Genomic DNA, 20,652 nt, shown 5'->3' with positions numbered 1-20,652 from the left:
GATTGTACTCCTCATGCTCGGTGCGGCCGGACGGGGTATAGGGCGCGAAAATTGTAACGCTTATTGACTTATTGCTACGTATCAATAACCTATTATTACGTAGAAACTAGGGCAGCTCCGTGAGCGGACGACGAATTACGCAGAAGGAAGTTGCAGAAAGAGCCGGCGTTGCGCAGGCCACGGTGTCGCTCGTCCTGAATGGCGGACGCGACAAGGTGACCCCCGGAACAGCCGAGCGCATCGAGGCGGCAATTTCCGAGCTCGGCTACCAGCCGAACCGCTTCGCGCAGGCGCTGCGCACCAAGCGCACCTATGTCATTGCCTGTGTCGTTCCCGATCTTGCCAACCCCTTCTACCCCTCTCTGGTCGTCGCGGTGCAGAAGGTGGCGCGCGCCGCCGGCTACGAGGTCGTGACGATCGATACAGAGGGTGAGCTTGCCAACGAGCGCCAGGTCATCCTCGCCGCGCAGCAGGGCCGCTTCGACGGCGTCGTCGGCGTTTTCTTCAAGACCAGCGCGCGCGATCTGGCGCCGCTCGGCAAAAGCGGCGTCCCCGTCGTGCGCATCGAGGTCAGCCCCAAGATCGGTGGACCGCTGCCCATCGATAATCTGTTCATCGACAATGTGGCGGCAGCCCGGACCTTGACACTCCACCTTCTCGAACTCGGCCACCGGTCGATCGCGATGATCGCCGCACCGGGCGGGCCGCAGCAGGTCCGTCTGCAGGGCTATCTGGAGGCCATGGCAACGATTGGCGCGGCGCCGATCGTTCTCGAGGCCGCGCATTTCACGCTGGTGGCGGGCCGTGAAGTCGCAGAACGGCTAATCGAAAGCGGCCGCTCGGTGAGCGCCATCATCGCTGCCAACGACCTGATGGCAATCGGCGTTATGCAGGGTCTCTCGGCGAAGGGACTGTCGGTGCCCGGTGACGTTTCGGTCGCCGGTTTCGACAACATACTCGCCGCGGCGCTGGTCACGCCGGCGCTGACGACGGTGGCGCAATTCCAGGACCGGCTCGGCGCCCGCGCCGCAGAAAAGCTTATAGAGCGTCTGGCAAGCGATGCCTCGGCCCCGGGCCAGGCGGAGGAAATGGCATACGAACTTATCGTCAGAGCTTCGGTCGCTCCGTTTTCGGCGCGGCCGGACCAAACGCATTCAGTAAGGGAGGAAATATCATGACCAGGCTGAAGCTCTTAGCCGCCACCGCATTGATCGCCGGTACCGCACAGATGGCCGCCGCACAGGAGAAGGTCTCCTGGTGGTACGAGCAGGCGACGCCCGACCAGCAGAAGCTGATCCAGCAGAATATCGTCGAGCCCTTCGCCAAGGCGAACCCGGATTACAGCCTCGTCATCGATTACCGCGGCAACGAGCTCGACAAGCAGCTACGCGTCGCGATGCTCTCCGGCAACGGCCCCGACGTCGTCTATACCGCCGGTCCGAGCTATGTCGCGCCGATGGCCCAGTCCGGCCAGCTGATGCCGCTCGACGACTATGCCGCCAAGTACAAGTGGGACGACCGCATCCTGCCGGTATTCCTGAAGATGGGCGAGTATAACGGCAAGATCTACGCTCTCCCCAAGACCTACGAAACCGTCGGCCTGTTCTACAACAAGACGCTGTTTTCCCAGAAGAACTGGCAGCCGCCGAAGACGCTGGACGAGTTGGAAACCGTCGCAGACGCCATGCTCAAGGACGGAATCACGCCGTTTGCGGCCGGCAATGCCGACTGGCGCGGCGCAAACGAGTGGTTCGTAACGCTGGCGCTCAACTCCGTCGCCGGCCCCGAGAACCTCAACAAGGCGCTCCGCGGCGAGATGCCCTGGACGGCTGAACCCTTCGTCAAGTCGATCGATCGCCTGAACTCCTGGTGGCAGAAGGGCTACTTCGGGAAGAACTACTTCTCGGTGACGAGCAGCGAACAGGCCGCCGATGCCATGGCATCTGGCAAGGCCGGCATGATGCCGACAGGCACCTGGCAGTTCCAGAACGTCGATACCTACGGCAAGAAAGCAGGCAGCGAGGCGGGATTCGTCGGCTTCCCGAGCGCTTCGGGCGACCCCGTCTTCCCGCTCGGCATCGGCTCGACTTTTTCGATTGCCACCAAGGCCAAGAACCCGGATGGCGCCGCAGCCGCGATCAATTACGTCTTCTCGCCTGAGGTCTACGGCACGATGAACTCGGCCTGGCAGGGCGAGTGGAACATCCCGTTGAAGGACATCTCCAACGTCAAGATGGCAAGCGAGGTCACGCCGCTCTTCACCGAGACGATGAAGGAACTCTCCTCGTCGGTGAACGACGGCAAGTATGGCTACACCACCTGGACCTTCCTGCCGCCGGCGACCGACAGCTATGTCATCAACGGCATCGAGGAAGTGTGGTTGAAGAAGACGACCACCGCAGACTTCCTCACCAAGATGGACGCATCCTTCCAGAAGGAAATGAAGGCCGGAAAGGCGCCTGCCGTCCCGGCCCGCTGATCGCAACGACAGTGAGGGGGCGGTTCGCGCGCCCTCACCTCCCCGCTCGCGCCATCTGGCGCCAGGCGGCCCGATTGCCTCGAAAGGTAGATAATGCACCGACTTTACGTCTTGCCGACATTGATCATCAATGTCGTCATCATCGCCATCCCGGCGCTGCTGACGGTGGCTCTCGCCTTCTTTGAGTGGGACGGGATCAGTACGCCAGTTTTCGTCGGGCTCGACAATTTCCGTGCCCTTTGGGACGACAGCGTCTTCTGGACGGCGCTGACCAACAACATCGTCTGGACGCTGATCTTCCTGACGGTGCCGATCGCCATGGGTCTGCTTGCGGCAACCATGATGCTTGTCGTGCGCCGCGGCTCGAACTTCTTCCAGGTCATCTATTTTCTGCCCGTCATCATCGCGACGGCGATCACCGGCCGCGTCTGGCAGGGTATGATCTACTCGCCGGTCACCGGCGTCACCGGCCTGCTTCAACGCCTCGGCCTCGACATCGCCAACCCGCTGACCGAAACGTCGAGCGCGCTCTACGGCATCGCCGTCGTCGACCTCTGGCACTGGTGGGGCTTCCTCTGCGTCATCTTCTTTGCAGCGCTGCGCCAGGTTCCGGCCGAGCAGATCGAGGCATCACGCATCGAGGGCGCCACCTTCTTCCAGACGATCCGCTACGTGCTGTTGCCCGGCATCATGCCGACGATCACGCTGATGATGATCATGACCGTCATCTGGTCGTTCCTGGTCTTCGACTTCGTCTACATCCTGACGCAGGGCGGCCCGGCCTTTTCCTCCGAGGTGCTCTCCACCTTCGCCTATCGCTCGGCCTTCTACGACCTCGCCGTCGGCAAGGCGGCAGCGATCTCCGTGGTCATCAGCCTTTTCGGCCTCGCCGCCACGATCTTCTATATCCGCGCCCAAGCGACGGAGTTCGAACAATGAACATTTCCGAAAGCCGCCTCACCTTCGCGATCGTCTACATCACGCTCTCGGTGCTGCTGATCATCACCCTTTTTCCGATTGCGCTGACGGTTCTCAACGCGCTGAAGCCGTCCGCGGAGATCGTCCAGAACCCGCTGGCAGTGCCTTCGGTGATCCGCTGGGACAATTTCACCCGCGCCTGGACGGACGCCAATTTCGGCACGACGCTCGTCAACTCCGCCGTCCTGACCGGGTTGACGATCATTCTCGTCTGCTCGACTGGCTCGCTGACGGCCTATGTTCTGGCGCGCCAGAAGATCAAGCGCTGGAAGGTCCTGACCTTCTATCTGCTGGCCAGCACCACGGCGCCGATCCAGCTCTTCCTCTTTCCGCTCTATTTCGGCTTTGCCCGTTTCGGGCTGATCAATAACCCGATCGCTGTCGCCTTCATCTATACGGCCGTCTATTCGCCCTTCGCGATCATGCTGCTGCGCACCTATTTCCTCGCAGTCCCCAAGGAACTCGAGGAAGCGGCGCTGATCGACGGCGCGACCCACTGGCAGGTCTTCCGCCGCGTCTTCCTGCCGATCGTTTCGCCCGGCATCCTGACAGTGGCGCTGATCATCGGCCTCTATTCGTGGAACGAGTTCCTGATCGCAACGACCTTCCTGCAGGAGCAGGACAGGCTGACGGCCGTCGTCTCCTTCTTCCTGCTCTCCGGCCAATACTCGTCCGACTGGGGTGAGATCATGGCCGCGGCCCTCATCATCATTCTTCCCATCGTAATCCTCTTCGTCCTGCTGCAGCGCCACTTCATCGAGGGAATGGCCGGCGGTTCGGTGAAGGGCTGACAAGGAGTTTTGCATGTCCATTCCCGCAGACTACACGAACCGAGTCTATGCAGGCGTTCTCGGCAAACTGATCGGCGTCTATCTCGGCCGCCCCTTCGAGAACTGGCGCTACAAGGATATTCTCGAAAAGCTCGGACCGATCAACTACTACGTCCACGACCGCCTCGGCGATCCGCTGGTCGTCACCGATGACGACGTGGCCGGAACCTTCTCCTTTCCGCGGGCGCTCGACGACTACGGTATCTCGCCGGATCTTTCCGCCAAAGACATCGGCAAGGCCTGGATGAACTATATCATCGAGGAACGTTCGATCCTCTGGTGGGGCGGCGCCGGCAATTCCACTGAGCATACCGCCTGGCTCAACCTGAAGCGTGGCATTCCGGCGCCGGCTTCCGGCTCGATCGAGGTCAATGGCGCTACCGTCGCCGAGCAGATCGGCGCGCAGATCTTCATCGACGGCTGGGCGCTCGTCTCTCCCGGCAATCCGGCACAGGCCGCAAAGCTGGCACGGGCCGCGGGTTCCGTCAGCCATGATGGCGAAGCGGTCAATGCCGCCGTTCTCTGGGCAGCGATGGAAGCGGAAGCCTTCGTCAGCAAGGACGTCAACCACCTGCTCAATACAGGCCTTGCTCATATCCCGAAGGACAGTCTGATCGCCAAGCTGGTTGCCGACATCCGCAACTGGACCTCAGGCAACGAGGACTGGGAAGCGACCCGCCAGAAGATCGAGGACAATTACGGCTACGACAAATATCCGGGCAATTGCCATGTCGTGCCGAACCACGCGCTGATGATCATGGCGTTGCTGCATGCGCCGCACGATTTCCAGCGCGGCCAGATGATCGTCAACACCTCGGGTTGGGACACCGATTGCAACGCCGGCAATCTCGGCTGCCTGCACGGCATCATGCTCGGCCTCGACGGCCTGGATGCCGGCCCGGACTGGCGCGGCCCGGTCGCCGACCGTCTCTACATGTCGACTGCCGACGGCGGCCGCTCGATCTCGGATGCAGTAGACGTCTCGCTGTGGCTCGCCAATCTCGGCCGCAAGCTCGCAGGCGAGACGGCAAAGCCGGCGCCGAAGAACGGCGCGAAGTTCCACTTCGCGCTGCCGGGCTCCGTCCAGGGCTTCCGCCCGCAGGCCGGCCAGACTGCGCTCGACGGCCTCAAGGTCACCGGCACCGGTTCGGCTCTGGCGATCGACTATCTGGCGCTGGCGCCAGGCCGCGAGGCTGCGGCAACCACGCCGGTCTTCACGCCGCACGAAGTCACCAAGATGCGCACCTACGATCTGGTCGCCAGCCCGCGTATCCACGCCGGTCAGAAGCTGCGCGCCACGCTTTCGGCAGAAGCCGGAAACAGCGGCACGGTCGAAGCCAAGCTCCGCATCCGCCACTATGACGGCAGCGACAACCTCGTCGATATCGACATGCCCGCAGGCAAGCCTCTCGGCCCCGGCGGTTCTGCGACGCTCGAATGGACGGTTCCCTCGACCGGCCACCAGCCGATCGCCGAAATCGGCGTCGTGCTGAGTGCCCCGCAGGGTCGTGCCAACGGCCGCGTGCTCGTCGATACCGTCACCTGGGACGGTTGCCCGGATGTCACCTTCCGTCGTCCCGAAGACGGCGGCGATTTCTGGCGCCGCGCCTGGGTCAGCAACGTGCACTTCTTCTCGAAGAACTTCCCGCAGGATTTCCGCATCAGCCAGAACCGCGGCGAAGGCATGATCCTGCAGGGCACGCGCGACTGGACGGATTACGTGATCGAAGCCGACATGATGCTGCATCTTGGCGAGCACGGCGGCCTAGTGATCCGCGCCGAAGGTCAGCGCCGCTACTATGCGGCCCAGGTGACGCGCCAGGGGCAACTGCAGATCGTCTGCCGCAAGGACGAAAAGCAGACCGTGCTCGCCTCCGCGCCGCTTCACGTCGAGTTCGAGACCCACTTCACGATGAGATTTTCGGCCAAGGGCGGCAAGCTCTCGGTGAAGGTCGGCGACACCGTAGTCGAGGCCAATGACCAGACCTTTGCCGGCGGTTCCGCCGGGCTGATCATCCACGAGGGTGCCCTGTCGGCCACGCGCATCCATATCGGCGCGGCATAAGGAGGACTTCATGGCAAGCGTAACGATCGACAAGGTCGCCAAGCGTTTCGGCAGCGCCGAGGTCATCCACGGCATCGACGCGGCGATCGGCGACGGCGAATTCGTCGTCCTCGTCGGGCCGTCGGGCTGCGGCAAGTCCACCCTGCTGCGGATGATCGCCGGGCTGGAGGACATTTCCGGTGGCACGATCTCGATCGGCGGAAAGGTGGTCAACACGCTGCCGCCGAAGAGCCGCGACATCTCGATGGTCTTCCAGAACTATGCGCTCTACCCGCATATGACCGTTGAGGAAAACATGGCCTTCTCGCTGACGCTTGCTGGCGCCAGCAAGGCCGAGAAGCAGAAGAAGGTCCGCGAGGCCGCTGAGATCCTTGGTCTGGAAAGCCTGCTGCAACGCAAGCCGAAGGCGCTTTCCGGCGGCCAGCGCCAGCGCGTCGCCATGGGCCGCTCGATCGTCCGCAATCCGCAGGTCTTCCTGTTCGATGAGCCGCTCTCCAATCTCGATGCCAAGCTGCGCGTCCAGATGCGCGGCGAGATCAAGAGCCTGCACCGGCGTTTGAGAACAACGATGGTCTATGTGACGCATGACCAGGTCGAAGCGATGACCATGGCAGACCGTATCGTCGTCATGCAGGCCGGGCGCATCGAGCAGATCGGTACACCACTGGAGCTTTACGACCGGCCGGCCAACGCCTTCGTCGCCCAGTTCATCGGCTCGCCCGCGATGAACCTGTTCCCGGCGACCGTATCCGCCGGCCAGCTGGTGCTGGAGGACGGACAGGCCTCCGGTCTCAGCGCACCGGGAGGGGCGAGAGAAGGCCAGAAGCTGCTAATCGGCAAGCGCCCTGGAGAAATCGCCCTCGGCCCGGAAGGGTCACTCGAAGCTATCGTCGAGAATATCGAGCCGACCGGTTCGGAAACCTTTCTCGAACTGAAGCTCGGCAGCCAACTGGTCTCGGCGGTTCTGCGCGAGCGGCCATGGTTCGAGGTCGGCTCTTTTCAAAGGATATCTCTTGGTCAGGGCGCGGTACATTTATTCGATGCGGGAGACCGGCGGCAACGTCTTTTTCCCTAAGCTTTGCAATTGAACGTAAGTCAAACGCATCGTTCGGGTTTCTGGAGTGGCCAACTGTCGAGTCGACAACAAACAAGACTGTGTGCTCAGACAAACGCGGTTAGTCATCTGCGGCGAAAAGAGATGAGTGCTCCTCGGCGAAGGAGCGGTCACTAGTCGTTCGACCGTGCTCGGCCTCTACGGTGCAAGCTCTTTTGGAACCCTGCCTTTCGTTTCACGGCAAAGAGCATCGTTCGCGGAACTACATCGCCCACATTTATAACGTCTGCTTCAAGTAAATGGACTAGAGTAGCTATCTTCGGTTAAGGCAGGCGTCGAACGGGAGTCTCCACGATGCGCGGCGCGGGCACCGCTTTGCCAAACACTCGCGCATCTCCTCCTTGCGGGAGACAATGAGAGTCTGCCTCGTCATAGCGACCATTCCATTCCCGATCGGGGCATACAGGATTCAGCGAAGGATCCACGGGCCGAATATTCATTTTTAGCATTTGCCGTTGCCGCGAGTAAAAAGTCTAAGAATGCTTTTATACCCGAAGCAAGAAGGCCATTCCGCGCTAAGCCACTATTTCATTGGAAGAAACAATCCATTGTGAAATGAGGCGGTTCTCGCTCCCAGGAAGATGGATGATTATCACCGCGACAGCATACCCGGTGAGGATCCGAACCATGAACAACAAGCCAATTAATGTAGCTGAAACGCCGCAAAAACTCGCATCATTGACGAGCGCAATTGCGTTGGCAGTAATTCTCACGGCCCCGGTCGCTAACGCTGCCGATGTCAGCGCCCCCACGCCCCAAATAACCTATCGTACAATCGAGATTGACGGGTCGAAGATCGCCTATCGGGAGATCGGTCCGCACGATAAACCAGCAATCCTTCTGCTACACGGCGTTCCAAGCTCATCGCGGATGTACGACGATCTGATGAGAAGGCTCGGAAACGAGTATCATCTCGTGGCCCCTGACTATCCAGGGTTTGGCAACAGCGAGGCGCCTTCCCCGCAGGATTATACGTATACGTTCGATCACTTGGCTGAGACCATCATCAAGCTGACTGATGCGCTCAAGCTCGATCGATATGTGCTCTTCATGCAGGATTATGGTGCTCCGGTCGGGATGCGCGTCGCTACGACGAGACCCCAATCTGTGATCGGTACAATTTTTCAGAATGGCAACGTCTACGAAGAGGGGCTCGGCCCCATGTGGGAGAAGAGAAAGGCATTTTGGAACAACCGCGGCGAACTCCAGGCTGAAGTTGTTAAACAGCACCAGTCTCTCGCTGTGACCCGAGCCCGTCACCTTGGAACAGATCCTGATATCGAGGCCTATAATCCGGATCTGTGGATGGACGAGTACGCGTATCTCAACAGACCCGGGCAGGACCAGATCCAGTCGGACCTGATTTTCGACTACCAGAACAACATCGCGGCTTACCCGATTTGGCAAAGCTGGTTGCGCGAGCACAGACCATTAACTCTTGTCATGTGGGGAAAGTATGATCCAGCATTTACGGTCGCTGGCGCCGATGCCTTCAAGAAGGATTTACCGGAGGCAGACATTCATATTTTGGATGCGGGTCATTTTGCGATGGATACGAAGTTGGATGAAGTGGCGAGTTTCACGCGAGCATATATGGCTAGACTTCCCCGATGACGCTAGCCGAGATCGGATCAAAAAGCGGCGCGCATTTGAGATTTCGGCCCCCAAGGATCTGTAGTGAGACAACGCCTGATGAGATCGCTACCTTCCAGCGATGATACGTCGGCCGCGTCCTTTGCTTCTGGAAAACCGCTATCTCTGAGGTCTCGCGGCTACTCTGATCTGGATAAATTGCTGCAACTACAACAAAAGCTGGCGCGTCTCCGGATCACTGCTTCTCACATGACCTCCAATTGCCGGAACAGAGTATTGCACAAAACAGCGGTGGTCGGCGCGGCTGCTTGGTTTTAGGCTCTATCCCGATTACGCGCTTTTCGCGCGAACAAAGGCGCAGGTTATGACGGAAAGAGATATTCAATACGCAAGCGATGTCGCCTTTACGGCCTCCGTTAAAGACATTCAAGTCAGGAAAGGGTCACGACGCAGTTACGAGCGAATGGAAACCGGCGGCTCTTGGCAGACCGAGATAACGGACGATCTTGCAGCTTTCATAGAAAGCAGAACGACCGTCTATCTAGCGACCGTTAATCAAGACGGTCAGCCCTACGTGCAGCATAGGGGTGGCCCGCCTGGCTTTCTCAAGGTTTTAAACAATACCACGATTGGTTTCGCCGACTTCTCAGGTAACCGTCAGTACATCACCCAGGGAAATCTTGTCGATAATCCGAAGTCTTTTCTTTTTTTGATGGACTACACCTACCGTCAACGTGTCAAAATTTGGGGTGAAGCGAAAGTAATTGAAAACGACGCGGATCTCGAGGCTCGTCTCAAGCCTGCGGATTACAATGCCCGCGTAGAGCAGGCAATAGTTTTCACAGTGACGGCATGGGATGCGAACTGTCCACAACATATTCCCCGAATGATAGATGAAAGCGTCGTCAAACAGCTGTTAGCGGAAAAGGAACAAAAGATATCAGAACTTGAGGAGAAAATCGCGCTGCTCGAGGCACATACTGGTCCATCAGAGTAACTATCGAAGGTCTGCCGAAGGCTGCTGGCCTGTTGCATCGACGCGTTATCAATTAGGTTGGCATCAAAGGGTCTGGCGGTGAAGTTTGCTTGTCGAGAGTTGAAAACGGCTCTCGTTCTAGGTTGCCACCGCGCGTTCTATACAGAGCCAGGTGATCCGGGCCTCATGGCGCCACTAAGTAGTACCAGCGTAAACATATCGACTTTCTTTGCTCCGGGTAGGGAGCCTGACTCTCAACAATATAAGGAACGAGCCATGAGTGAATTGAAAATCGCCGTCATTATTGGAAGTACCCGGATGGGTCGGTTTGCGGACCACCCCACGAAATGGATTCAACAAATTGCGGACCAACGCGCCGATCTGAACGTCGAGATCCTCGATCTGTTGGACTTTCCCATGCACTTTTTCGGTGAAGAGCGCGCGACCACTGCGGGGAGTGACACTGCGGAGCGGTGGAAGAACGCTTTGCGCGAATTTGACGGCTTTATTTTCACCGTGGCAGAATATAACCATGCGCCAACGGCTGTGCTTAAGAATGCAATTGACCTTGGCGAGTTCATTCACAAGCCGGTTGCTTTCGTCGGTTATGGCGGCGTCGGCGGAGCTCGCGCCGTCGAGCAACTCCGGTTGATCTTCGTTGAGATGAGTGCTGTATCCGTCAAGACAGGTGTTCACATATCCTTCCCCGAATACCTATCAGTTGTCAAAGACGGCAAAACTCTAGGCGATTATCCTCATTTGGAGGAGGCGGCGAAAAACCTCCTCGATCAGCTTACCTGGTGGGGACGCGCCCTTAAGGCTGCAAGGTTGTCTGCGTAGACGCACCCCGCCTAGATTCAGACCCACGCGTCAAAAAAGCAAGTCTCGACTTGCTTAATCAGGGCTGGGAGCGAAGCGCTGCGCTTCCAGCGATCTAGCCGCATCTCACTATGATGGAAATTTGGAGGAAACCGTAATGACCGCTGATTGGCCGCCACTATCGCCTTATCGAACTGGGATAAAGGGGCTATGCCCCCGTTGTGGCCGGGGTCACTTGTTTAAGGGGTTTCTCACCTTGAAATCCAATTGTGAGGTCTGCGGGCTGGACTACACGTTTGCCGATCCGGCGGATGGCCCGGCATTTTTTGTCATCTGCTTTACAAGCGTGCCAGCTGTCGGCATCGCGTGTTGGTTAGAAGTCGCCTACCAGCCGCCTTTATGGGTCCATCTCTTCACGTCTTTTCCACTCGTTGTCCTAGCCTCAATCTTACCACTCAGGCCCTTGAAAGGTTGGCTGGTGAATAGCCAATATTTCTTCAAAGCTGAGGAAGGAAAAATTGACCGGGGCACCCAAGGATAATCCGACTCGAAACGAGGCGACGGTCGACCGCTAGTAGTTATTTATTTAGATGCAGCGCGGCTTGAGGGGACGCTCCGCCTAGCATGTGGGATCGTTGGATCCGATGATACATAACTCAGATCGTCGCGCTCCATTCCTTACCGCCACATAGTGGGGAAGGTCGGGCTAGACCTGCGAGACGATCCGGCTCCCTCGGCTTACGCAGCCTGACACTAGCCCTCATTACATTCATCAAGCGAAACGATGTCTTCGCCAGCTCGAGGCTTCAAAGCCTCGTTCGCGAGCCGCATTATGTTGGCGACCAAAGCGAGAGGCTGCAAAAATGTTCGAAGACATCACTATTGCGCGTTGGCTTGAAGAAGCCATCACATCCAACAGGCGCTCGCCGAGCGGCTTCGGCGGAGCGATACCTTATGAGCCGGAGCAGCATGAAGCGCCTGCTATCTCCCAGCTTGGAGCCGAGCGATATGGTTACTTGCGCGACTATTATGAGCAAATGATAGCACGCTCATTTTGACGAATGCTCGCGCGATCAGTCATGAAAACTTGATTTGAAAGGACGTCTCAGATGAAAACAGTTTCTTATACACTTGAAATAAATCCTGAAGGCGTAGAGCCGGTGCTGACGGCCGACCAAGTTTGGAAGGGTCTTGAGATGAAGGCGAACAACGCACTTCCATTTGTGCCTGGGATGTCTCGTTGTGACGTCATCAGTCGATCGGATAATGGCCTGTTGCGTCAGATCACTCTGCCCACTGGTGATTATGAAGAGAAAATAACCTTTTTTCCACCAGTCCAAGTTCAATTCGAAAGAGTCGGTAGCGATGGTTTCATACAAAACACGATCAGCGAAAGTGAAAAGGGATTGTGGCTCACCTTCACCTTCAGCGTCCCTTTCGCGGGAGCATCGGAAGGTTCTGACGAAGAGCTCGTTCTGATTAACGAGATGCGTCGCAGCTACATTACCGTAGTGGTATCAACGTTGAAGAAAGTCCGTGAGCTTGTGAGTGCCGGCAAGCTTTAGATTCCATTCCCAACCTAAAGTCGTTGTTCTTTATGTCTTAGGCAGCACAATGAAGACGACGGAAGGATGGAGATCAACGTGCCATCCCATTCCCACATGCCTTGTTCAAGACTGCTCTTACTTGAACATGTTTTATAGATCCGTGAACGGCTCCTTCCCCGCCGCTCCACTGCGGTCCTCGCCGCAGTCGCCTGCCCCAGTCGCAGGCTTTGCTGCCTTCGGTACCGCCACCGAGGGCAGCTTTTTTTGCGGATATCAAAGGAGCTTTGATATTAGTGGGGGCGGGTCTCAGGCAATGAATTTCACGACGCCGTCATCGGCCTATCTCAGGCGACACAAGCTCAGCATTGCTCAGCCGAGAGGGCCGAAAGATCCTGCAGATAAGGTCCCGGACGGCGTTTCAAGTCAACACATTACGCGAAAGCTGCCTACAGCCGCGGGACCATTCGGATGAAGTTCAATTCGGAATTCTTTACGACGGCCGCTTCGTCGTCTCGTGAGAACGGCCGGATAGTGCGACCGAAGTACTTTGGTGGCAACAGTATGCCCGCCTTATGTGTGCGAGCGAGCCTTCAGTCACGGATGGCCCTGAAAACGATATAAAATTTTCTTCGGCTCTCTACAAAGGACCAAGCCTTCGCCCGCGCCGCGTGAGCCGCAACGGAGTGGCCTGGCACTTAAAATCGCATGAGCCAATGGTAGATGGCCGCGAAAGAAGGGGCGGGCCAGAGATAGTCTCTTCACGTGATCGCAGGACGTGGATCTCACGTGGACGAGCGAATTTTCGAGTAGTAGAGCCGCAGGGATGCTCACTGCAGACAGCGTGTAATAGAAACCAACTCAGCTAACTTGGTGTCGAAAAGCATCGTCGTCTATCGCAAACTTAACCTTGCTTATCGTAGATTAGGGGCATTTTCATGCTTGGGCCGGGTTGCGGAGCGGCCCGCCATCATCATGGCTGGCTCCACTTGGAGATCGTCACGGGCGCTCCTTTATAAGCCGGAGTGCCTGATTTGGGGTCGAAATCGGAGAGCGCCATCACCTTGTTAAGTTCTGGATAGTAGCCTGCGACCGAGCCCTGTGGAATATTGAATTCAACCGCTATGAAACCAGTCAGGACACGCGTTTTTGAAGGTTTGCCGATGGCCATTCCAGCGACCTGAACTTGCTCCCCTTCGGCGATACCGCGTATGTCCATATCGGCTTTGTTCATAAGGATCACGTCCCGTCTGCCAAAAATGCCCCGATAACGGTCATCTTTGTTATAAATAGTCGTGTTGTACTGACCATGCGCACGTATGGTCGTCAGCACAAGGCACTCGCCGTCGATCAATCGCGCATCGTCTTCAAGCCCTGCAGCAACGAGAAAATTGGCTTTCCGATTTGATGTATGCCACTCACGCCTCGATGCAGGGATATCCAGACGGAACCCGCCTGGCTTTCGTACTCTGACATTGAAGTCGAAGAACTCAGGAAAGACGATCTCGATTTTGTCTCGGATACGGTCATAGTCTTCCACCAGTTCATCCCATGGTATCTCGTAACGCGAACCGATTGTGGCCTTTGCAAGTCCGGCAATGATCGCGGGCTCCGACTTAAGTTCGTCGCTTGGCGGTTTAAGAAAGCCCTTCGAGGCGTGAACCATCGACATCGAGTCCTCGACTGTGACGGATTGTGGCCCGGTACCTTGCAGGTCTTGGTCGGTTCTGCCTAGGACAGGCAGCAAGATCGATGTTTTCGCAGTGAGCAAGTGAGACCGATTGGGTTTTATAGCGATGTGCACGGCCAATTCTAGTTGCCGCATGCCTTCGAACACAGCATCGGGGTCTGGCATAGCGACAGCAAGATTTCCTCCGAGGCAAATGAGTGCTTTTGATTCGCCTGATATGATCGCTTCCAAACTTTCGACTGCGTTATGACCTTTCCCCGCAGGTGGTCGAAAACCAAAAGCTTTCTCGATACCGTCCAGAAGTGCAGCGCTCGGCATTTCAGTGATGCCGACGGTTCGATTGCCCTGTACGTTTGAGTGTCCGCGCAACGGGCACAGTCCAGCCCCCGGCTTTCCAATGTTTCCCCGGAGCATGAGAAGGTTCGCCAATTGCTGAACAATCTCGGTTCCGGCGAAGTGCTGCGTCACACCCATGCCATAACAGATGATGACCCGGTCGGCGCTTACATAGGTATTCAATGCGTTCTCGAACTCGCTAGGTCCTAAGCCAGACCGCCTGTATATCTGATCCCAGGTTGTTCTCTCTACGTCGGCTTTAACCTCGCCAAGTCCGGAAGTATGATCTTCGATAAAATCCCGGTCGAGAAGGCCGGCGCCGCCATCTTCAATATCCAGACGATCCCGCTCAAAAAGCAGTTTCATCAGTCCTTTCAATAGAGCCATGTCCCCTCCCGTTTTGATTTGGTAGTAGGAGGATGCAATAGGCGTTGAGGATAGAGTAATCATCTCGATAGGATTTTGCGGAGCAGCAAATCGTTCCAGTGCGCGTTCGCGCAGCGGATTGAATACCATGATCGGGACACCTCTTTTAGAGGCGTCGTGCAACGTGGTCATCATTCTCGGGTGATTGGTTCCTGGGTTGTGACCGATGCTGATGATCAGGTGACATTTGTCGAAATCAACCAACTCCACAGTACCCTTGCCAACCCCGATCGACTGCGGAAGCCCGACCGAAGTCGCCTCGTGGCACATGTTCGAGCAATCGGGAAAATTGTTCGTGCCAAAGGCGCGAACAAACAACTGGTAGAGAAACGCGGCTTCGTTTGAGGCGCGGCCAGACGTGTAAAACTCGGCCTGATTTGGATCTGACAACTCGCTCAACCGTTGCCCAACCGTATCAAATGCCTGCTGCCAAGATATCGCTTTGAAGCGATCGCTTGCTGCATCATATAGCATCGGTGAGGTCAGACGACCGGAATCTTCTATGCGATGGTCGTCCCAAGCCCACATTTCGGATACGGTGTGGCGCGAAAAGAACTCGGGATCCGCCCGTTTTCGGGTCGCCTCCCATGTAATCGCCTTCGCGCCGTTTTCGCAAAACTCAAATGCAGAGGTATGGTCGGGATCCGGCCACGCGCAGCCTGGACAATCGAACCCTTCCGGCTGATTTGCTTTGAGTAATGCGTTAACGCCAGTCAAAGAGAGTTGCTGTTCCTTAAGGGCCCTGGCAACTGCGTTTAGGGCACCCCATCCTCCTGCTGGCGCACGGTAGTCAGCAATACCCTCCAACTTGTCTTCCGTCATGCTAGCCTCCGATCGGTTATACGACGGAAATGGGAGCCGCATTTTTCTCCGATGTCTTGATCGTCACGGTCGCGATTTGTACGGGAGCAAAAGTAGCCTGTGTAAGTCGAGCCTCTCAACAACTAGCTGCTTTGGACACCAACGATACCAGTCTCATCCAAACGCTGTTCCGATTTCAGCAACTATGAGTTCCGGCCATTGCCGCTAGTGGATGTGCCCTTCGAATGACACCTTTAGAGCAGTCGAGTGATCAACCACCGACATCACCAATCAAAAGGATATGACAATGTCATACGATCGGATTACCGCCCAGAACTCCGCAGTTCTTTTCGTCGACCACCAGACAGGTCTAGCCAACGGCGTGCAGACCCAAAGCCCGCCGGAGTTCAACAACAACGTAAAAGCATTCGCCACTCTTGCTAAGGTCTACAAACTGCCCGCGATCATCACGACCAGTGCTTCTGATGGACCAAACGGCCCTATCATGCCAATCGTGACAAACCTTCTTCCAGAAGCAACCATCGTCCACCGCCCTGGCGAGATCAATGCTTGGGATAACAAGGACTTCGTTGCTGCGGTTAAGAACACCGGGAGAAAGAAGCTGCTGATCGCTGGCATCTCGACCGAGGTTTGCCTCGCTTTTGCAGCGCTATCAGCCAAGGAAGATGGCTATGACGTCTATGCCGTTATCGATGCTTCTGGCACGTGGAACAAGATCGTTGAGGACGCCGCCATTGCACGTATGGTGCAAGTGGGCATCAAGCCTATTACCTGGGTCGCAGTAGGCGCGGAACTTCTCGGCGACTGGCGTTCGGAGCATGGCCAGGAGCATGCGCAACTTATGGGCGATCATCTCCCATTCTCTGCCAACAACATCTCCGGCTATCTAGCGGCGAAGGGCCAGTGAGGGCGACGGCCGAGGGCGCTGTCTGGGGGCGGTTTCATTGCCCGCAGACAGTGCCTTCTGCCGTATCAACATATACACATCCGGATATGAGAACAGGATTTTCGGCCTACCAGCTCAGCTGGTAGCTTTAGAGCCATATTCGGAGATTACGAAGGTATTTGAAATGGAAGTTGGAATTTTCAGCGTTGGCGAAGTCACAGCCGATCCCTCGACGGGTAAGGCGCAGACGGAGCACGAAAAACTCCAGGCTATGGTGAAGATCGCTGTCCATGCCGACGAGGCTGGACTAGACGTATTCGCGATCGGCGAACATCACAATCCACCCTTCGTACCGAGTTCCCCTACCACCATCCTGGGCTACATTGCAGGTCAGACAAAGCAGATCACACTGTCAACGTCGACAACGCTAATTACGACCAATGACCCTGTAAAAATAGCCGAGGATTTCGCAACGCTGCAGCAGCTTTCGGCGGGCCGTGTCGACTTGATGCTGGGACGCGGGAACACGCCCGCCGTATATTCCTGGTTTGGGAAAAACGTTGAAGACGGTGTAGCCCTGACCGTTGAAAATTACGGGCTCCTGCACAGGCTCTGGCGTGAGGATCGTGTGGATTGGGAGGGTAAGTTCCGCACCCCTTTGCGCGGGTTCATGTCCACGCCTCGGCCGTTTGAAGCGAGGCCGCCGCTTGTGTGGCATGGTTCCGTATCGAACCCCGATGTCGCCGAAATCGCGGCGTATTATGGCGATGGATTTTTTACTAACAATCTCTTCGGCCCGGTCGAGCATTTCGGTCGACTTGTGAAACTGTATCGCGAGCGCTTCGCCCACTACGGGCACGGGAAGGCTGAAGAAGCAATCGTCGGCGCTGGAGGGCAGATCTTTATGCACCCCAACTCTCAGGAGGCTGTGGCGCAATACCGGCCTTTCTTTGCCAACTCCAGGATTTATCGAGGTGCCGGGCTCGAGCAGGTCATGAACAACACCTCACTCGCCGTCGGAAGTCCCCAGCAGGTGATCGACAAGGTCCTGACGTTCAGAGAACATTTCGGTCGTTACCGCCGCCAGCTCTTCACGCTCGAAATGGGAGGCGTTCCGCTCAAAACCGTTTTTGAACAAATTGATTTGCTGGCCGAGCGAGTTGCGCCGGTCCTTCGCAGAGAGATGTCCGCGACCCAGCCCGTTTGAGGCTGCATCTCGCTCAGTGGAAATAGATAAGTTCTCGACATTGCAGGCGTTAACGCCTCTTCATACAGACCCTGAGGACGCGCTGGTTCCTGCACCGCCGGGCTAGAAGCTATCGCGCCGTCTCGGCTTTACGAGACCATCCCCTGCGGTGCTTCAAGCTGGCGTCCAAAATGCGGTGGTAGCTTACAATACCCTAAACACTTCCACGTTTAATCATTTGCTGGCGAGGACACGGCGCTTGTAGGTCTCGGCAGGCCGTGGCTTTGCAGCACCAGAGAGCGGAAGCACTCGCGGCTTTCTTTCGGCATGTGTTGTTGTCACACAGCCCTCAAACGATAAAAACTGCGGCGCCGCAAGCGTCGTGGGAAACATTCAGAACTGCAAGAACAGGCGGTTCTTGGCATGAGGTCGCCAAGAATGCTCATTCGATGGCTGAAGCCTTTGTGTCGCCGGATCCTGCAAGTACACATCTTAGTGTCAAAGCGCACCTGTTGAACTGTTGCAGCGGGCGGAAGAAAGCATTTGCGATTTGGGAGCTTAATTAACACTCCAGATACACTATTCTTATGGATGACGCTCGGCGAAGAACTCGCTGTCACCCGTAAGAAGTCACCTTTGATACTGGGTCTTAACGACGAGCGGAGAACATAGCCATGAAGAATTAAACTCGGAGACCTCCCGTGACGAAGAACCCATTGACACCGATCATGCGTATACACATCCGACTGGCGACAGAAGCCAGGGAAGCATCAATCGACGAGAGCCTGATCGCGGAGGCGCGCGAGCTCGGACTAACTGGCGCCGAGATTGACGCGGCGATGCGTGGGGCAAGTTTCAATGCGGTGACTGATGTCGCCGTCAAATATGCCCTTGCTGTCCGCGAGGGGAATGACGTCGCGGCAGACGCTGCAAAGAAGAAGCTGATTGCTTTTACCACAACGGATTTCAGCCGGCAGATCAAGGAAATGCTGTCAGCACCGATTTAAGAGCCGAAATGACGGCTATGTAACAACATTGGTCGTTCCGATCCCGTGATGCTATTTGCAAACCGAGGATGCAGCGAAGTGGCGAAATTATTCAAGGAGGGGAACGCATGGATCGCTGGCAAGCCATGAAAGTATTCGTAAAGGTCGCAGAAGCGGAGAGCTTCGCGGACGCTGGACGTCAACTCCACATGAGCCCTCCTGCCGTGACGCGCGTTGTTTCCTGGCTAGAGGATATCATCGGAACGCGTCTTCTGACGCGCACCACCCGATCCGTAAAGTTGACCGAGTCGGGTAACAGGTATTTCACCGACTGCCAGAGGCTGTTAGCAGATCTTGCAGACGCCGAGGCGGCAGCAGCGGGCGCATTCGCAAAACCCACCGGGACACTCTCTATTACTGCCTCTTCCATGTTCGGCACGATGTTCGTCCTACCTGTGGTCACGGAATACCTGGATGAGTATCCGGATGTGATTGGACGGTGCTTGTTCTTGGATCGCGTGGTAAACATTATCGATGAGGGTATTGATGTTTCGATACGTATCGGCCACCTGCCGGACTCAGGCTTTTCCGCCATTCGAGTTGGCTCCGTGAAGAGGGTGATCTGCGGATCCCCTGACTATTTCGATCGGAATGGCGTTCCTCTCACCCCCTCGGATCTATCTCGTCACCGGATTGTCGCTTCAACGAGCGCATGGTCATCATTGGAGTGGCGTTTCGGTTCGGAGCAAAAGACGGTCGTGCATGTGAGCCCGCGTCTTTTTACAAGCTCGAACGAGGCAGCGATCGCCACAGCGGTCAAGGGATGGGGCCTCACCCGCGTGCTTTCATACCAGATTGCCCCGGAACTCGAACGCGGCCAACTTCAGACAGTTCTGGCTGATTATGAGGAAGAGCCGCTGCCTATTCACGTCGTTCACCCTGACGGCCGTCACGCCTCGGCAAAGGTGCGAAGTTTTGTAGATTTCGCCGTGGCAAAGCTTAGGGCGAACCGGCATTTCAGCTGATTTCTTTTCGACCGCGCGTTGCCGCGCGGTCGCCGTTTCGAAACAGTCTGAGTACCGCCCAGATCTACTTGGCGGCTTCTTCAATGATCTTCACGACTTCGGCCGGGTGGGAAACCATCACGACATGGGATGCGCCACTTACAGCAACCGTTTCTTTAGAGGATGCCCGCTCGGCCATCCATCCCAATGCTTTCGCTGTGATGTTCTTATCCTTCTCACCATAAATGAAGTAGGAGGGAATTTCCTTCCATGCCGCACCTGGCGCCGCCTCAGTAAGGGCCGACAGCGTTACAGGGCGCTGTGTATCGGCCATGAGAGCGGCGACGGCGGCTGGCACATCGGCGGCGAATTGGCCATGGAATTTTGCTTTAGCAATATACATATCCTTGCCACCGTCAGCCAAGATGACGGGTTCGTCGAGTGTCGGCTCCAGCGTACTACCGGGAAATTTAGCACTCAGATCAGCAGCTGACTCGCCGATATCGGGTGCGAAGGCTCCAACAAACACCAACGATTTGACGTTCTTCATGCCTACGGCGGACGCACTGATGACAGATCCGCCATAGGAGTGGCCCACGAGAACCACTGGCATCTTGATGCTTGAAACGATCCTTGCGACGTAATCGCCATCGGTTTTTACGCCTCTAAGGGGATTTGCAACGGCCACTACTTCGAAGCCGTCCTCGTGCAGTCGCGAAATCACCCCATTCCAGCTCGAAGCGTCAGCGAAGGCTCCATGAACTAGAACGACGGTCGGCTTGGGCGATTGTGCACTGGCCGGCGCTGCAACAACGCCCGCGATAAGTGCCGCGGACAGTACCCTCTTGATTGTCAGCATATCGATCTCCTTCTTAGAGAGTTGGCATTTTTTCAATTTGGGTCGCTAGTCGGTTACCA

Annotated in this window: 18 protein-coding genes; 16 read left to right on the top strand and 2 right to left on the bottom strand. The window is 56.7% G+C overall.

Translation table 11 applies throughout. The features are described from left to right. The first annotated feature begins 119 nt into the window (after nt 1-119). From QLQ11_RS21635 to QLQ11_RS21580, 12 genes are all read left to right on the top strand, one after another. Nucleotides 120-1,178, top strand: coding sequence for a LacI family DNA-binding transcriptional regulator (locus QLQ11_RS21635; RefSeq protein WP_283735432.1), 1,059 nt, complete (start codon nt 120-122; stop codon nt 1,176-1,178). Next, the gene (locus tag QLQ11_RS21630) at nt 1,175-2,479 is read left to right on the top strand and encodes an ABC transporter substrate-binding protein (protein WP_283735433.1); all 1,305 of its coding nucleotides are present in this window, start codon (nt 1,175-1,177) and stop codon (nt 2,477-2,479) included. The genes QLQ11_RS21635 and QLQ11_RS21630 overlap by 4 nt, the downstream gene beginning before the upstream one ends. Nucleotides 2,480-2,572: 93 nt before the next feature. Then, nucleotides 2,573-3,418 carry a carbohydrate ABC transporter permease gene (locus QLQ11_RS21625; RefSeq protein WP_283735434.1) on the top strand — a complete coding sequence of 282 codons (846 nt, stop codon included), beginning with the start codon at nt 2,573-2,575 and terminating at the stop codon, nt 3,416-3,418. Continuing rightward, entirely contained in the window at nt 3,415-4,248 is an 834-nt protein-coding gene (locus tag QLQ11_RS21620; protein ID WP_263825671.1) for a carbohydrate ABC transporter permease, read from the top strand. Before QLQ11_RS21625 ends, QLQ11_RS21620 begins: the two co-directional genes overlap by 4 nt. A 13-nt stretch (nt 4,249-4,261) precedes the next feature. After that, nucleotides 4,262-6,352, top strand: coding sequence for an ADP-ribosylglycohydrolase family protein (locus tag QLQ11_RS21615; RefSeq protein ID WP_283735435.1), 2,091 nt, complete (start codon nt 4,262-4,264; stop codon nt 6,350-6,352). A gap of 10 nt (nt 6,353-6,362) precedes the next feature. After that, nucleotides 6,363-7,427, top strand: coding sequence for an ABC transporter ATP-binding protein (locus tag QLQ11_RS21610; RefSeq protein ID WP_283735436.1), 1,065 nt, complete (start codon nt 6,363-6,365; stop codon nt 7,425-7,427). 666 nt (nt 7,428-8,093) lie between these two features. Continuing rightward, entirely contained in the window at nt 8,094-9,080 is a 987-nt protein-coding gene (locus QLQ11_RS21605; protein WP_283735437.1) for an alpha/beta fold hydrolase, read from the top strand. A gap of 343 nt (nt 9,081-9,423) precedes the next feature. After that, entirely contained in the window at nt 9,424-10,056 is a 633-nt protein-coding gene (locus QLQ11_RS21600) for a pyridoxamine 5'-phosphate oxidase family protein (protein ID WP_371836018.1), read from the top strand. Nucleotides 10,057-10,311: 255 nt separating this feature from the next. Continuing rightward, on the top strand, nt 10,312-10,875 hold the full coding sequence (locus QLQ11_RS21595; protein ID WP_283735438.1) for an NADPH-dependent FMN reductase: 564 nt from the start codon (nt 10,312-10,314) through the stop codon (nt 10,873-10,875). Between the two features lie 136 nt (nt 10,876-11,011). Continuing rightward, the gene (locus tag QLQ11_RS21590) at nt 11,012-11,395 is read left to right on the top strand and encodes a DUF983 domain-containing protein (protein ID WP_263825665.1); all 384 of its coding nucleotides are present in this window, start codon (nt 11,012-11,014) and stop codon (nt 11,393-11,395) included. A 322-nt stretch (nt 11,396-11,717) separates the two neighbouring features. Beyond that, nucleotides 11,718-11,912 (top strand): hypothetical protein, encoded by a 195-nt coding sequence (locus QLQ11_RS21585; RefSeq protein WP_283735439.1) that lies wholly within the window; start codon nt 11,718-11,720, stop codon nt 11,910-11,912. 51 nt (nt 11,913-11,963) lie between these two features. After that, nucleotides 11,964-12,419: an SRPBCC family protein gene (locus QLQ11_RS21580; RefSeq protein ID WP_283735440.1), complete on the top strand. Its 456-nt coding sequence runs from the start codon at nt 11,964-11,966 to the stop codon at nt 12,417-12,419. A 952-nt stretch (nt 12,420-13,371) separates the two neighbouring features. Here the strand turns inward: QLQ11_RS21580 and QLQ11_RS21575 are convergent. Continuing rightward, nucleotides 13,372-15,672 (bottom strand): FdhF/YdeP family oxidoreductase, encoded by a 2,301-nt coding sequence (locus tag QLQ11_RS21575; protein ID WP_371836017.1) that lies wholly within the window; start codon nt 15,670-15,672, stop codon nt 13,372-13,374. 286 nt (nt 15,673-15,958) lie between these two features. Between QLQ11_RS21575 and QLQ11_RS21570 the strand changes: the two genes are divergently transcribed. From QLQ11_RS21570 to QLQ11_RS21555, 4 genes are all read left to right on the top strand, one after another. Beyond that, the gene (locus QLQ11_RS21570) at nt 15,959-16,579 is read left to right on the top strand and encodes an isochorismatase family protein (RefSeq protein ID WP_263825660.1); all 621 of its coding nucleotides are present in this window, start codon (nt 15,959-15,961) and stop codon (nt 16,577-16,579) included. A 163-nt stretch (nt 16,580-16,742) separates the two neighbouring features. Then, nucleotides 16,743-17,765 carry a CE1758 family FMN-dependent luciferase-like monooxygenase gene (locus QLQ11_RS21565; protein WP_283735441.1) on the top strand — a complete coding sequence of 341 codons (1,023 nt, stop codon included), beginning with the start codon at nt 16,743-16,745 and terminating at the stop codon, nt 17,763-17,765. A 680-nt stretch (nt 17,766-18,445) separates the two neighbouring features. After that, nucleotides 18,446-18,751, top strand: coding sequence for a hypothetical protein (locus QLQ11_RS21560; RefSeq protein ID WP_076845957.1), 306 nt, complete (start codon nt 18,446-18,448; stop codon nt 18,749-18,751). A 107-nt stretch (nt 18,752-18,858) separates the two neighbouring features. Further along, nucleotides 18,859-19,755, top strand: a complete 897-nt coding sequence (locus tag QLQ11_RS21555; RefSeq protein WP_283735442.1) for a LysR family transcriptional regulator — start codon at nt 18,859-18,861, stop codon at nt 19,753-19,755. Nucleotides 19,756-19,819: 64 nt separating this feature from the next. Here the strand turns inward: QLQ11_RS21555 and QLQ11_RS21550 are convergent, their stop codons facing one another. Further along, complete coding sequence (locus tag QLQ11_RS21550) at nt 19,820-20,593, bottom strand: alpha/beta fold hydrolase (protein WP_283735443.1); 774 nt, start codon at nt 20,591-20,593, stop codon at nt 19,820-19,822. Nucleotides 20,594-20,652: the final 59 nt, after the last annotated feature.

The organism is Ochrobactrum sp. SSR (assembly GCF_030067775.1).
Taxonomy (GTDB): Bacteria; Pseudomonadota; Alphaproteobacteria; order Rhizobiales; family Rhizobiaceae; genus Brucella; species Brucella teleogrylli.
Note: the sequence above shows the minus strand (reverse complement) of the source record. Positions and strands in the feature narration are given on the sequence as shown.

Excerpts from the sequence above, each read along its gene's own strand:
- QLQ11_RS21630 (WP_283735433.1), top strand. The coding sequence starts at position 1,175 with ATGACCAGGCTGAAGCTCTTAGCCGCCACCGCATTGATCGCCGGTACC.
- QLQ11_RS21625 (WP_283735434.1), top strand. The coding sequence starts at position 2,573 with ATGCACCGACTTTACGTCTTGCCGACATTGATCATCAATGTCGTCATC.
- QLQ11_RS21620 (WP_263825671.1), top strand. The coding sequence starts at position 3,415 with ATGAACATTTCCGAAAGCCGCCTCACCTTCGCGATCGTCTACATCACG.
- QLQ11_RS21615 (WP_283735435.1), top strand. The coding sequence starts at position 4,262 with ATGTCCATTCCCGCAGACTACACGAACCGAGTCTATGCAGGCGTTCTC.
- QLQ11_RS21610 (WP_283735436.1), top strand. The coding sequence starts at position 6,363 with ATGGCAAGCGTAACGATCGACAAGGTCGCCAAGCGTTTCGGCAGCGCC.
- QLQ11_RS21605 (WP_283735437.1), top strand. The coding sequence starts at position 8,094 with ATGAACAACAAGCCAATTAATGTAGCTGAAACGCCGCAAAAACTCGCA.
- QLQ11_RS21600 (WP_371836018.1), top strand. The coding sequence starts at position 9,424 with ATGACGGAAAGAGATATTCAATACGCAAGCGATGTCGCCTTTACGGCC.
- QLQ11_RS21595 (WP_283735438.1), top strand. The coding sequence starts at position 10,312 with ATGAGTGAATTGAAAATCGCCGTCATTATTGGAAGTACCCGGATGGGT.
- QLQ11_RS21590 (WP_263825665.1), top strand. The coding sequence starts at position 11,012 with ATGACCGCTGATTGGCCGCCACTATCGCCTTATCGAACTGGGATAAAG.
- QLQ11_RS21585 (WP_283735439.1), top strand. The coding sequence starts at position 11,718 with ATGTTCGAAGACATCACTATTGCGCGTTGGCTTGAAGAAGCCATCACA.
- QLQ11_RS21580 (WP_283735440.1), top strand. The coding sequence starts at position 11,964 with ATGAAAACAGTTTCTTATACACTTGAAATAAATCCTGAAGGCGTAGAG.
- QLQ11_RS21575 (WP_371836017.1), bottom strand. The coding sequence starts at position 15,672 with ATGACGGAAGACAAGTTGGAGGGTATTGCTGACTACCGTGCGCCAGCA.
- QLQ11_RS21570 (WP_263825660.1), top strand. The coding sequence starts at position 15,959 with ATGTCATACGATCGGATTACCGCCCAGAACTCCGCAGTTCTTTTCGTC.
- QLQ11_RS21565 (WP_283735441.1), top strand. The coding sequence starts at position 16,743 with ATGGAAGTTGGAATTTTCAGCGTTGGCGAAGTCACAGCCGATCCCTCG.
- QLQ11_RS21555 (WP_283735442.1), top strand. The coding sequence starts at position 18,859 with ATGGATCGCTGGCAAGCCATGAAAGTATTCGTAAAGGTCGCAGAAGCG.
- QLQ11_RS21550 (WP_283735443.1), bottom strand. The coding sequence starts at position 20,593 with ATGCTGACAATCAAGAGGGTACTGTCCGCGGCACTTATCGCGGGCGTT.